The 14,113-nt window shown below is 35.9% G+C and carries 12 protein-coding genes; 2 read left to right on the top strand and 10 right to left on the bottom strand.

Going from position 1 to position 14,113, the window contains the following annotated elements:
- Positions 1-151: 151 nt before the first annotated feature.
- The 10 genes from ASD98_RS01740 to ASD98_RS01695 all read right to left on the bottom strand — a co-directional run bounded on the left by ASD98_RS01740 (position 152) and on the right by ASD98_RS01695 (position 10,889).
- Positions 152-619, bottom strand: coding sequence for a hypothetical protein (locus tag ASD98_RS01740; RefSeq protein ID WP_056199290.1), 468 nt, complete (start codon positions 617-619; stop codon positions 152-154).
- Positions 620-623: 4 nt separating this feature from the next.
- On the bottom strand, positions 624-1,133 hold the full coding sequence (locus tag ASD98_RS01735) for a DinB family protein (protein ID WP_056199286.1): 510 nt from the start codon (positions 1,131-1,133) through the stop codon (positions 624-626).
- Positions 1,134-1,154: 21 nt separating this feature from the next.
- On the bottom strand, positions 1,155-1,529 hold the full coding sequence (locus tag ASD98_RS01730) for a VOC family protein (RefSeq protein ID WP_056199281.1): 375 nt from the start codon (positions 1,527-1,529) through the stop codon (positions 1,155-1,157).
- 76 nt (positions 1,530-1,605) lie between these two features.
- Positions 1,606-1,815, bottom strand: a complete 210-nt coding sequence (locus ASD98_RS01725; protein ID WP_056199278.1) for a hypothetical protein — start codon at positions 1,813-1,815, stop codon at positions 1,606-1,608.
- Positions 1,816-1,827: 12 nt separating this feature from the next.
- On the bottom strand, positions 1,828-2,208 hold the full coding sequence (locus tag ASD98_RS01720) for a DoxX family protein (RefSeq protein ID WP_056199275.1): 381 nt from the start codon (positions 2,206-2,208) through the stop codon (positions 1,828-1,830).
- A 521-nt stretch (positions 2,209-2,729) separates the two neighbouring features.
- The gene (locus tag ASD98_RS01715) at positions 2,730-4,148 is read right to left on the bottom strand and encodes a TolC family protein (protein WP_056199271.1); all 1,419 of its coding nucleotides are present in this window, start codon (positions 4,146-4,148) and stop codon (positions 2,730-2,732) included.
- Positions 4,149-4,273: 125 nt separating this feature from the next.
- Positions 4,274-7,447 (bottom strand): efflux RND transporter permease subunit, encoded by a 3,174-nt coding sequence (locus tag ASD98_RS01710; protein ID WP_056199268.1) that lies wholly within the window; start codon positions 7,445-7,447, stop codon positions 4,274-4,276.
- 12 nt (positions 7,448-7,459) lie between these two features.
- A complete protein-coding gene (locus tag ASD98_RS01705; protein ID WP_056199266.1) occupies positions 7,460-8,680 on the bottom strand; it encodes an efflux RND transporter periplasmic adaptor subunit in 1,221 nt (406 codons plus the stop codon).
- A 247-nt stretch (positions 8,681-8,927) separates the two neighbouring features.
- Positions 8,928-9,521, bottom strand: a complete 594-nt coding sequence (locus tag ASD98_RS01700; protein ID WP_056199262.1) for a TetR/AcrR family transcriptional regulator — start codon at positions 9,519-9,521, stop codon at positions 8,928-8,930.
- Between the two features lie 450 nt (positions 9,522-9,971).
- Positions 9,972-10,889 carry an SMP-30/gluconolactonase/LRE family protein gene (locus ASD98_RS01695; RefSeq protein ID WP_056199258.1) on the bottom strand — a complete coding sequence of 306 codons (918 nt, stop codon included), beginning with the start codon at positions 10,887-10,889 and terminating at the stop codon, positions 9,972-9,974.
- Positions 10,890-11,247: 358 nt separating this feature from the next.
- On the opposite strand from ASD98_RS01695, the gene ASD98_RS01690 reads away from it, so the two are divergent.
- Entirely contained in the window at positions 11,248-12,567 is a 1,320-nt protein-coding gene (locus ASD98_RS01690; RefSeq protein ID WP_056199254.1) for a gluconate:H+ symporter, read from the top strand.
- Positions 12,555-13,991 carry a gluconokinase gene (locus ASD98_RS01685; protein WP_128414764.1) on the top strand — a complete coding sequence of 479 codons (1,437 nt, stop codon included), beginning with the start codon at positions 12,555-12,557 and terminating at the stop codon, positions 13,989-13,991. The genes ASD98_RS01690 and ASD98_RS01685 overlap by 13 nt, the downstream gene beginning before the upstream one ends.
- Positions 13,992-14,113 lie beyond the last annotated feature (122 nt).

Raw genomic sequence — 14,113 nt, 5'->3', positions numbered from 1 at the left:
AAAAAGCGAAATCAGCTGTTGTGTTGATTTCGCTTTTTTTGTTTCAAGTTTCAGGTTTCAGGTTTGAAATTCCAAATCCAAAATCCAAAATCCAAAATCCAAAATCCAAAATCCAAAATTCCAAATTCTAAGATTCAGTTTACATCTCACATTATGAATGTTTATTGTAAAACTTTTTAGTTACAAAAGCAATTGGTAAACCAATGCAGAAAATCAAAATCAAAATTGAAAGCAGTAAAGGAAAATCAAATTGTTTAGGTGGAAGTTTTGGAAATACAATTGGCAGCACAATAAGATTCATTACAATCCAAACGAAAAGACCGTATAGAAATCCCGAAAGTAAAAAGCTCTTTTGTAAAAACGGGAAGTAAGGATATGCTTTAAAATAAAAATAAGCAAAAATCAATGCGATAGAATAATGCAGCAGTAAACCATAAAAGGCCATTTGAGATCCGCCGGCATAAGCATCTTGTTTAAAGATTCCACTTGCAATAGACTGTAGAATTTTTACAGCGGTTGTTTTATGTAATACAACTGCATAGATTAAAATTGCTGCCAGAATATCTAATGTACCTGATAATAAACCCGAATATAATATTGTTCTAGATTTTGATCTCATTAATTTAAAGTTTAGTGATGTACTGAAAAATGCTATTTAATTGATGCGTATGTCTTTGTGTATGAACTAATGCAAAATCAATCCATTCGTACATAGTAAATTTGTCAAAACCGGGAACCTGAAAATCTAAGCAGGTTAGGGTTAAATCGTATTTTTCGGCACAATCTAATAACTCAGATTCCAGCCTGAGTAATTCTATGTTTAAGGCATTTTTATTGTATTCTTTTTTCTCTGGTTTAAGAAATACCGGTGCATCCATTTTTATATTGAAGTTTAAAAACAGTCCTTCAATGTCTTTAATTTTTTCGTCAGGTTTTCTGGTTGTTTTTTCGGTATTTCCGGCAAATAATTCAGGAAATCCGGAACAAGCTAAAATAATATGCTGTACGACTTGTCCGGGAGTCCAGCTTCCCTGATACGGAATTTGATTTAATTCATTTTCAGAAAACTTAGAAAGGGTTTCATTTAATTTTTTGAATGTTTCAACAATATCTTTTTGAACATTTGTTTTCATATTATTGATTTTTTTAGTTGACTAATTTACAGATGTAATCCACCAGACATTACCAAAAGGATCTGTTACGCCGCAGGTTCTGCCATAATCCTGATCGCTCAGTCCCATTAAAGAAACGGCGCCGTTTTCTATGGCTTTTTTATACGTTTCATCGGCATTGGGAACATAGACAAATAAGTTTGAAGTTTGTTTCGCCCAGTCTGTTATTTCATCAGTAATCATTATGGTGCTTCCGTTTAGGGTAATTTCGGCGTGCATAATGGTTCCGTCTTCCCGAACCGACTTTGTATTGGTCTCTGATGCGCCAAATACTTTTTTGGTAAAATCTATGAATTTTGATGCGCCTTGTAAAATTAAATAAGGCATTATGGTTTGATGTTCTGCAGGAATATTCATATCGTTATATTTTAAAAATTGGAATTTAAAATTACGATTTTTATTTTAATTTTTTGTGAATCAGTAAATTATGGTTTTACAGGAGTACTTCGCAATGAAAACCATACGAATTAAGAAGTTCGATTATTTTATGATTTGAAATAAAAGCAGCGTGAACCCGCAGAATTTTGTCACAGTCTTCGAGATCAAAATTGATAGTGCTCGTTGGGAAATGTTCAAGAAGTTTCCCAACAATCATTGCAGATTGTTCGACTTCCTGAACATTGGTTTTAAAAACTTCTATCATCGCAGGAAAGTTTTACAAAGCGATATTTTTGTATCGCTCTATTTTATGATAATAGATATAAGAGATTGCCAAAATCACTAAAAAGATTAACGGAAAGAAGCTTTGAAAGTTAATGCCGTCAACTGCAAAATGACTTATGGAAGCAAATATAAAATCGAAACCAAATCCGGCGTAAGCCCATTCTTTTACATTTTTAGGAACCGATGGAATGACTAATACCAAAACTCCCAGAATTTTGAAAATGACCAGTGCATTTCCAAAATACTCAGGATAACCTAAATGTCTGATTCCTTCTTTTGCCATTTCAGACTGAGAAGTTAAAGCTGGCATAACACCTTCGAATAGAAAAATAATAATAGTTGTAATCCAAAAAATAATTTTTGCTTTTTTCATATGGTTTATTTTTAAATAGTTATTAGTTAACGTGTTACAAATATACTATTCTTGTTTTTTTCATGAAATACATATTTACGACTATTTTAGGGGCATTTGGGACAAGTTTGAGGATTTTAGATTTTAGAGGGTAGATTTTAGATTTTTTTTGATTGAATATAACTATGGTGAAATAAACCTATAGTTTGTCATCCTGAGCGAAGTCGAAGGATCGCAAAGAGGCTCTGCAAAGATTGTCGATTTTGATTGCGGGGCTTCGACTTCGCTCAGCCTGACAAAAAATGAGAATAAAAAAAGCTCTCGCAGATTTTGGAGATTAAGCAGATTTTTTTTTATGCCACAGATTACACAGATTAAAAGGATTTTTATCTGCTGAATCTGCAAAATCTGCGAGAGACTTAAAAAAAACTTAGCGCCTTAGTGCCTTAGTGGCAAAAAAAAACTAAAAAACGCCATGAAACCTAAGTCTCACAGCGTTTTCCTCTCAAAAAATAAATAATTAACGGGTAATGTAACAGGTATTATTTCCAGCCTCCGCCCAGTGCGCGGTACAATTCAGTATTGGCTGTAAGTTGTTGTCTTTTAACATCAGCAAGTTCAAGTTCGCTTTGCAATAAATTCGCTTGCGCAGTTAAAACTTCAAGATATTCTGCCATACCGTTTTTGAATAAAAGGTTGGCATTTTTAATTGCTTGTTGTAATGTTTTTACTTTTTCTTTCAGGAAAGTTTCCTGCTGCTGTAATTTCTCTACTTTAACCAAAGCATCAGAAACCTCGCTTACGGCAACCAAAACAGATTGTCTAAAACTTAAAACGGCTTTTTCTCTTTCTGCAACAGCGATATTATATTGAGTTCTCACTCTTTTGTTGTTCAAAAGCGGTTGTGTTAAACCTCCTGCAACAGTTCCGAATAAGGAAGCCGGAATGTTGAACCAATTGCTCGTCTCAAAAGAGTTTACGCCGCCTTGAGCAGTAATTCTTAGAGCTGGATATAAATCAGCTTTTGTGATTCCAACATTTGCATTTGCAGCTTTAAGGGCTAATTCGGCACTTTTTACATCAGGTCTTCTGCTTACTAATGAAGACGGAATTCCGATAGCAGTATTGTTTTTAACTTCAATTGCACTTAACTTAATTGTTCTTTCTTTAGAATTTGGAAAAGAACCTGTTAAAACACTTAAAGCATTTTCCTGAATCGCGATGTTTTGTTCCAATAACGGAATCAACTGTGCTGAGTTTAATTTCTGCGCTTCAGATTGTTGAATTGCCAATGTAGTTACCTGACCAGCATCGTATTTTAATTTGATAATATTCGTAGTACTATCATTTAATTTTAGATTTTGTCTGGCAATTTCCAATTGAGCATCCAGCATTAAAAGATTATAATATCCTCTGGAAACATTGGCAACAATGTTTGTCTGCAATGCTTTTTTAACTTCTGCAGATTGTAAATATCCTGCATAAGCACCTTTTTTCTGATTTCTGATTTTTCCCCAGATATCCGCTTCCCAAGAAAGTGAAGCTCCGGCAGAATAATCGTCGATATGTTTGGCACCAATTGCCTGGTTTAAGTTCAATCCTGTAAAACTATTGTCAGACGGATTGCTTGTACTTGCGGTTACAAATAAATTAACCTGAGGTACATTTCCCCATTTTGACTGCGTAAATCTGTATTGTGCAATTTCAATGTTCTTTTCGGCAATCTGCAAATCGTTGTTTCTCGCAACGGCACTGTCGATCAATTTGATAATATCTTTTTCGGTAAAGAAGTTTTTCCACTCCACATCGGCAATACTTGTTGTATCGCTTGAAACCGATGCATTCCTGAAATTCTCAGGAAATGCATCTTTTGGAGTTTCAATATCCTTCGAAACTTTACAGGATATTAATGTCGTGATCAGAATGGCGAAGGTCACGATTTTGGTTATATGATTTTTCATTCGTTCTTTTATTAAATTTCTGTACAAGTATCTTTTCTGGTTTCAAGATCTTTTGAGATTCTGTACGATATATAAGCGATGCCAATTATGATGGCTACTAAAGCTGTGGTTATATAGTTTTCCATTTATTCTTTTTCTTCATTATGGATTACGGCAACTGGTTTTCCAGAAACCTTTTCTTGTAAATGCTGGAAGATGATGAATAATACCGGAATGATAAACAAACCTAGAATTACTCCTGAAATCATACCTCCGGCGGCACCAATACTAATAGAGTGGTTACCTTGAGCTGATGGTCCTTTTGCGCTCATCATTGGTATTAAACCTACGATAAAGGCAAGAGACGTCATGATAATTGGTCGTAAACGTAATTTTGCAGCATCGATTGAAGCTCTTATTAACGCTTGTCCCGATTTTCTTTTCTGCACGGCAAATTCGACGATCAGGATGGCATTTTTGGCGAGAAGCCCAATCAGCATGACAAGGGCAACTTGTACATAAATGTTGTTTTCAATACCTGTTAAACCAATAGCTACGAATACTCCAAAAATACCTGCAGGGATTGATAAGATTACCGCCAAAGGCAAAATGTAACTTTCGTACTGTGCAGCAAGTAGGAAATAAACGAATATCAAACACAGTAAAAATATTGTTGCAGATTGTCCTCCAGATGAAATCTCCTCACGAGTCTGGCCCGAGAATTCAAACCCGTAACCTGCAGGTAATTGTTGTGCTGCTACTTCTTCAATTGCTTTAATGGCATCTCCTGAACTAAATCCTGGTTTCGGAATCGCATTAATAGAAATTGAGTTAAATAAATTGTATCGTGAAGCGGTTTCTGAACCATAAATACGTGTTAATTTTACTAAAGTATTTATCGGAACCATTTCACCTGTTCTGTTTTTTACAAATACACGGTCAATTGCTGATGGATCAGCTCTGTCGGCAATATCAGCCTGAACTACAACACGGTAATATTTACCAAATCGGTTGAAATCAGATGCCTGCGCACTACCAAAATAAGCCTGCATGGTTTGTAAAATGTCTTTTACATTTACACCCAATTGATTTGCTTTTTCGTCATTAACTTCCAGTTGTAATTGCGGATAATCTGCTTTGAAACTTGTAAAGGCAACTGCAATTTCCGGACGTTTCATTAATTCGCCGATAAAGTTTTGAGAAATACCACTGAATTTATCCAGTTTTCCTCCTGTTTTATCTTGTAAAACTAAATCTAAAGCCTCAACGTTACTAAATCCCGGAACAGTTGGGAAACTGAATACGAAGAAACTTCCGCCGGAAATAGCGCCCAGTTTACCACGAACCTGATTCATGATTTCGTCAATGTTTTTTACTTCGCCGCGTTCTTCGTTTGGTTTAAGCAATACGAATACAACTGCAGAAGATGGACTTGTAGAGTTGGTCAATAAGTTGAAACCTGAAATCGCTGTTACAAATCGAGAAGCGTCTAATGCTTTTAACGTATTTTCAGCTTCGGTCATTACTTTTTGAGTTCCGTCTAATGATGTTCCAGATGGCGTATTTACTGCAATTGCTATAAATCCTTGATCTTCTGTTGGGATAAATCCTGCAGGAGTTGTTTTTACCATTACGATAGTTGCCACAACAATTAAACCTAATCCACCTAAACTCAACCATTTTCTTCTGATTAAGAATTTAAGTCCGCCTACGTAACGATTCGTTAAAGATTCAAAACTGCTGTTGAAAGCGGTAAAGAATTTTTCTTTAAATCCTTTTTTCACATAAGGCGCATCGTGATCGTGATCGTGTGCTGCGTGATTATCCTTTAAGAATAATGCCGCAAGCGCCGGACTCAATGTTAAGGCATTAACAGCCGAAATTACAATTGCAATTGCCATAGTAAAGGCAAACTGACGATAGAAAACTCCTGTTGAGCCTTCCATAAAACCAACCGGCAGGAATACAGCAGCCATTACCAGCGTAATCGAGATAATAGCACCCGTTATTTCGTGCATTGCTTCATGGGTTGCGATTTTTGGAGACAAGCGTTTATGCTCCATTTTCGCATGCACCGCTTCGACTACCACAATGGCATCATCGACCACAATACCAATCGCCAGAATTAATGCGAAAAGTGTTAAAAGGTTGATCGAAAATCCGAATAACTGCATGAAGAAGAACGTTCCTAAAATTGCTACAGGTACAGCAATAGCCGGGATTAATGTTGATCTAAAATCTTGCAAGAAGATAAATACCACAATAAATACAAGTATAAAAGCTTCTAATAAAGTATGCTCAACTTGTTCGATAGATTGGTCAAGAGATACTTTTGTACTATAGAAAATATTGTGTTTTATGCCTTTTGGAAAATCTTTAGAAGCCTTTTCCATCATTTTGTTAATGGCAATCTGAATATCATTTGAGTTTGATCCCGCTAACTGGATAACCCCAATTACAATTCCTTTTTTACCATTTAAACGTGTTAAACTGTTATAAGAGTAAGCACCAAGTTCAACTCTCGCAACATCTTTTAAGCGAAGTACTGAACCATCTGCATTAGAACGTATAGCAATATTTTCATAATCCTCTGGTTTAGTTAATTTCCCTTTGTATTTAATAACGTATTCAAAAACTTCTTTGCTTCGCTCTCCAAATTTACCCGGAGCCGCTTCCAAACTTTTGTCCTGAATAGCGCCCATAACTTCACTTGGAGTCACTTTATAAGTTGACATTTGCGTTGGGTTTAACCAAACACGCATTGAGTAATCTTTTACACCACCAAAAATACTGGCAGAACCTACACCCGGAATACGTTTTAGCTCCGGAATAATATTAATCTGTGCATAGTTGGCAACAAAAGTCTGATCGTATTTTGCTTCATCATCGGTATACATACCAATCGCCATGATGAAACTGTTTTGCTGTTTCGCCGTAACAATACCTTGCTGTACAACCTCTGCAGGAAGCTGGCTCGTTGCCTGAGCAACTCTGTTTTGTACGTTTACTGCAGCCTGGTCAGCATCAGTACCCAGTTTAAAGAAAACAGTAATCGCTAAAGTACCGTCGTTACTTGCTGTAGAGCTCATGTAAGTCATGTTTTCTACACCATTTATAGATTCTTCGATTGAAGGTGCCACAGAACGTAAAACCGTTTCTGCGTTGGCTCCCGGATATACCGCCGTTACCAAAACCGATGGAGGCGCAATATCAGGAAACTGTTGTAAAGGCAGTTTAGTTAAACCCAATACCCCCAGAATTACCAATAAAATGGAAATTACGGTTGCCAGTACAGGTCTTTGTATAAATATTTTGAACATTGTCTTTTAGAATTATTTTTTATTAGTTACTTCGGCAACTTTAGTTGATTTTTCTGGCTGAATCGCTTGTCCATCCTGAAGTTTGTCAATACCGCTTAACACGATTTGGTCACCCGTTTTTACACCTTCTTTAATTAAATAATTAGTACCGCTTTTACCCACAATAGTAATAGGCGTTTTAGTTACTTTGTTGTCTTTACCTACACTGAAAACAAATACTTTATCCTGCATTTCAACTGTAGCCGACTGTGGAACTAAAATTGCATCGTCGTGCTGTAACCCTAAACGGATTCTTCCTGTGTTTCCAGAACGTAACGTTCCGTTTGCATTTGGGAAAGTCGCTCTAATCGTGATTGCTCCGGTAGTTTTATCAAACTGACCGTCAACCATATCGATTTTTCCGGTTTGAGGATAAGCATTATTATCAGCTAAAATCAAAGTAACAGGAGGTAATTTTTTGATTTTATCACCAAGAGAACTTCCAGCGTATTGTGCTTTAAAGTTGATGAAATCAGTTTCTCCTAAAGAGAAATAAGCAAATACTTCATGAACATCTGATAAAGTAGTTAAAGCTTCAACATCAGAAGCAGAAACTAAACTTCCTTGTTTTTTAGGTAATCTTCCAATGTATCCGCTCACTGGAGCTGTAACATTAGTGTATCCTAAATTGATTTTAGCAGAACCTACCATTGCTTTAGCCTGCTCGATATTCGCAGCAGCGATTTTTTGAGAAGCTTTAGCTGTTTTCAATTGGTAATCAGAAACTACTTTGTTTTGAACAAGCGGAGTCAGTTTATCAACTTCTAAATTAGCGTTAATCAAAGCCGCTTCTGCAGCATGAAGGCTTGCTAAAGCGTTGTTTAACTGCTCACGAAACGGACGCTCGTTTATTTTGAATAAAGTTTGTCCTTTGCTTACATAAGCACCTTCGTCAACAAAAATTCTGTCAAGGTTTCCGCTTACCTGAGGACGAATTTCAACATCAACAGTTCCTTGTATAGCAGCAGGATATTCAGCGTCAGTAGTTGTATTTGCACTTGTGATCGCTAAAACTGGTAAAACCGGTGGTGGTGGAGCAGTAGGCGCCTGATTTTTGTCGCCACAGTTGCTTAATACTAAAGCCAGAATAAAACTGGTTATAATTATTACATTTTTCATTTTCATATTGGTTTTAATTGGTTGAACATTTTCTCGGATTAAATTTTTAGGTATTCTGGAATTCTCGGGATTCATATCTAATTAAATTAAATTATCTAACGTTGTTAAGTAAAAGGGCGCAAATTTTCATACAGCAGTCCCATCCATATTCTCTCTCAAAATGGGAATTAAATTATTTATCACTGTTAAGTAAAGGAGTAAAAAAACTCGATATTACTTGTATTAAATTTTCTAACAGTGTTAAGTTATCGTTATAAAAAAAAGGATTTTGTATTATCCAATTAAATTATTTTACACTGTTAAGTAAAACGTGAAAAAAAAACTATTGTATTGATTTGATGATACCGCCAATGGCATCTTTCAAAATTTGAGCATTTATTGTTTCTAAAATATCACTTTTGTTAATGATGTTTATGGCGATTAAACCATGAATAACAGAAAAGAAAGTAAAATATTTTTGTTTAATGATATCTTCACTTGGGTTGCTGTCTTTCATTACTTCAGCAATAACTCCGGTGAATAATTTGTAAGGCCCCTCTTGAGCCGAACATCGTTGTGCGCAGCAGGTCATTTGAACACCAAACATTAACTGATACATTTCAGTATTTGTAAAAGCGAAGTCCCAGTAAGTCATCCACATGGCTTCTAATTGATCTTCCGGTTTTTCAAACTTATCTATTGCAACCTGTAGCTCCTTAGTCAGTTTAATAAAACCTTTGCCTGTCAATTCTTCCAATATTGCTTCCTTATTCGAAAAGTATTCATAAATAATAGGAGCAGTATATTCGATTCTGTCGGCAATTTTACGCATACTCAAACCATTCCAGCCTTCATCTTTTACGATATCATAAGCAGCGCCAAGAATGTTATTTCTTGTCTCTTCTTTTTGTCTTAAAATTCGATCTTTGCTAGCCATTATATTCGAGTATTAAATTGTTTAACACTGTTAGGCAAATGTATGGCGGTTTTTCTAATTATGAAATAAATTTGTCATAATATTTTCTTATTGTTCCATAGATGGATTAGGAAGCCTTGAATTTATTGAGGTTTTCGCTTTTAATATTTTTTAGAAGCAGGACATTTTTCGTTTTTAAGAACGTTTTGTCCCGCTCTACATTATATTTTTTGTGGTGAACCCCACCACAAAAAGATGCCATTTCGATCGGGGCTAGGAGAGAACATAAATTTTTTCATTAGAACTTTGTCAAAGTTTACCACAAAGTTTGTCATTTCGAGGAACGAGAAATCTTCGCAAGTAGCTCGACAAAGATTATCGATTTAGATTGTGGAGTTTCTTGCGAAGATTTCTCGTTCCTCGAAATGACAAGATTGTGAAAAATCGATAATAAAATCGATGATTTATTGATTACTTCATTCCCCGAACACTCATTTCTATTGTATAAACGCTTTTACCGGCAGTAATAAATAATGTTTTAAATTTTTTTCCTCCAAAACAAACATTAGCTGTCCATGGTTCAGGAACATCAATATGGGCTATTTTTTCTCCTTGTGGATTGAATACAGTAACCCCTTTTCCGGTTAAGTAAATGTTTCCGGACTCGTCTATTGTCATTCCATCTGAACCTGATTCAGTAAACAGCGTTTTTTTGCCTAAAGAGCCATTACTTTCGATTGTATAAGAGTACGTTTTATTTGCTCCTATATCCGCTACGTATAAGGTTTTTCCATCCGAAGTTCCAATAATGCCATTAGGTTTTACAAGATCATTCTCAACGTTGATAATTTTGGATTTATCCGGAGATAAATAGTAAACACATTCTTTCTCTATTTCTTTGGAGGTATGTTTCCAATAATCCCTTTGGTAAAAAGGATCTGTAAAATAGATACCGCCTTTTGGATCAACCCAAAGATCATTGGGACCATTCAGTCTTTTTCCTTCAAAGTTGTTTAATAGTACAGTATAATTTTTGTTTTGGTCTATTTTCCAAAGCTCATTTTTTTCATCGGCGCAGGCCAAAAGGTTGCCTGTGTGATCAAAGTACAAACCGTTAGCCCTTCCTGCATTTTCCATAAAAACAGAAAGTTCGCCATTAACCGACCATTTCATGATTCTATTATTAGGCTGATCCGTAAAATAAATATTTCCTTTCTTATCCGAAGCAGGTCCTTCTGTAAAACTGAATTGATCTGATAGTTTTGTGAGAACTGCGCCTTTTGCTATTAAGTTATAGCTTTTTTCTTTTGATGTCTGAGCGGATATAAAATTTGTAAAAATTAAAGTAATAACAAATATAAGTTGTGATTTTATTTTAAGTTGGAGCATTATAAAAAGGTTTAAAAGTTGCTTTTGAAGCGTTTTTAAAAGTAGTTTTTATTTCTGATATTCTGAAAAGTTGGGTTAAGATTCTTTTGAGGAGCAGAAATTCCGTTTTCAAAAGAACGTTTAGTCCCGCTCTCCACTATATTCCCGATAAACAAAAACTACGGCTAAAAAGCCTTGTTTTTCTAAATCGGGAGATGCTGTTTCGATCGGGGCTAGGCGAGAAGGTATCTTTTTTATAATTTTCCTAAGCAATTTTAAATGAAGTTATTTAACATATTAAATTTGAAATGGCGACTTTTTACGTGTAGAAAGTAATATTTTTACGAGACAAATTCAAAAAACACTTAATCAATAAATTATGTCGCTACTGATTCTAATTGCCGGTATTCTCTTATTATTGATTCTAATTTCCGTTGTAAAACTCAATGCCTTTATTTCCTTAATTGTTGCCGCTTTCTTTGTCGGCATTTTCAAGCAGATGCCTTTTCTGGATTTAATCAATTCGATACAGCAGGGAATAGGAAGTACGTTAGGTTCTTTAATTTTAATTATTGCTTTTGGCGTTATTTTAGGAAATTTGCTTTCCGATAGTGGCGCTGCACAGCGAATCAGTTCTGTCATGATTCGGTCCTTTGGTATTCAGCATATTAAATGGGCAATGGTCATAACCGGATTCTCTGTTGGAATTTCGATGTTCTACAATGCAGGGTTTATAATTTTGATTCCAATGGTTTTTGCCGTGGCCAAAAGCACTAAACAGCCTATCATTTATTTGGGAATTGCCATGGCATCGGCACTTTCTATTACGCATGGTTTTTTGCCTCCACATCCGGGACCAACAGCAATTGCAGTTATTTTTAAAGCCAACATTGGCAAAACACTTCTTTACGGACTTATAGTTGCGCTTCCGGCACTTTTCATGGCCGGAATCATCTTTCCTGAATTTATAAAAAAAATAAATGCTTTTCCCCCAAAAGGATTATTCGACAGTAAAACTTTCTCAGAATCAGAAATGCCTTCTTTTACAATTAGCATTGTAACGGCATTAGTTCCAATTTTTTTAATGGCGACAGCTACGTTCAGTGAATTACTATTGCCCAAAGAAAGTGCGTTATCTGCCGTATTGCTTTTTATTGGAAATCCGATGACTTCAATGTTAATTGCAATACTTTTTGCTGTATTTACCTTAGGCATTTTGCGCGGAAGAAAAATGCAGGATATTATGGGCAACTCAGGTAATGCTTTAAGCTCGGCTACGATGATCATTTTAATAATTGCTGCCGGCGGTGCTTTTAAACAAGTATTAATTGACAGCGGAATAGGAACAGATCTAAGTACTTTTTTTGAACAATCCTCTCTTTCACCTTTATTTTTAGGCTGGCTGATTGCGACTATTATTCGCATTGCTTTAGGATCTGCGACAGTCGCCGGATTAACCGCAGCCGGAATTGTACAGCCCTTAGTGATTGCATCTGGTGTGAGTCCGGAATTAATGGTTTTGTCTATTGGAGCTGGAAGTTTAATGTGTTCGCATGTAAACGATACCGGATTTTGGATGTTTAAAGAATATTTTGGCATTAGCGTGTCGGACACTTTTAAAACCTGGACGGTTATGGAAACAATTATAGGAGTAATGGGATTGATTGGGGTATTACTTTTAAATTTATGGATCAAATAAATAACATGGAAGCAATGTATATTGGTATTGACATTGGAACAACAGCTACAAAAGCCGTTTGTTTTGATAAACAGGGAAATGTGCTTCGACAAATTGTTAAGTCGTACAAAATGTATCATCCCAAGCCGGAATGGAGTGTTCAAAAACCGCATGAAATTTTGCGAACCGTAAAGGAATGTATTAACGAGATTACAAACGGAATTCAGCCTCAGTTTATCAGTTTTAGCTCGGCGATGCAAAGTGTTATTGCAATTGATGAAAACGGAAAACCACTGACAGATGCTATTTTATGGGCAGATAACAGAGCTGTGGGAATTGCCGAAAAACTTAAAAATTCAGATCAGGGAAAACACTTTTATCAAAAAACCGGAATACCAATTCATCCTTTTTCTCCCTTGACAAAAATTGCCTGGTTCAAAGAATTTGACTCTGAACTATTTTCCATAACCTATAAATTCATCAGTATTAAAGAATATGTCTGGCATCATTTGACCAATGAATATTATACAGACACTTCAATGGCGTCCGGAACCGGATTGTTAAACATTCATACTTTAGATTGGGATGAGGAAGTTTTGGATTTCTTGAACATAAAGCCACACCAACTATCTAAAGTTTGTGAAGTCACACACCGATGCAAAGGAATTTCAGATGATTTTCTTTATGTAATGGGTGGTGGCGACGGTGCGTTGGCCAATCTCGGAACAGGCGCCATGAACAAAAATTGTATTGCATTAACTATTGGCACGAGCGGAGCAGTTCGACTGCCTATTGACAAACCGTATCTTGACGACCAAATGCGCACTCAGTGTTATCATTTGATGGACAATCAATATCTTACTTTAGGTGCTGTCAATAATGGCGCGATAGTTTTACAATGGCTGAAAGAAACTTTGCTAAATACAACTCAATCTTTAGAGGTTCTTATTGAAGAAGCCGCAAAAATTCCTGCGGGTTCTGATGGACTGCTTTTTGTACCTTATTTATTGGGAGAACGAGCGCCAATTTGGGATGCCTCGGCTCAAGGAACCCTTTTAGGAATGCAGATTACACACACACAAGCGCACTTGGTACGAGCCACTTTAGAAGGAATTTTATTTGGATTGTTCCAAATCACAGAAATTTTAATTCCGGATCCCGAACATAGAAAAGAAACAAAAGTTATGGCCAGCGGCGGATTTGGTAAAAGCGAACTATGGCTCCAAATGGTTGCTGATATTTTTCAGATGCAGGTTGAAACCTCGCAAACTATCGAAGGATCTTCTTGGGGAGCTGTTCTTATAGGTTTAAAATCACTCGGCGAGAAGATCACAAATGATAACAAAACGGGACAAACCTATTTTCCTAATACGAAACATAAAAATGTATATGAAGCTGCGTTCAATAAGTTTAAAAAAGTATATCCTTTACTGAAGGATTTTTAAGAACCAATATGAATTTGCATCAGAAGCATTAAAACATAAAAATTAATTATTGCTGTTATTAAACTGGACTGAAGTCCATCTCTACAAAATACCTCGAGCCTTTGGCTCTTTTTTGGACGGAA

Origin of the sequence: Flavobacterium sp. Root186 (genome assembly GCF_001428525.1) — a bacterium.
GTDB lineage: Bacteria > Bacteroidota > Bacteroidia > Flavobacteriales > Flavobacteriaceae > Flavobacterium.
Note: the sequence above shows the minus strand (reverse complement) of the source record. Positions and strands in the feature narration are given on the sequence as shown.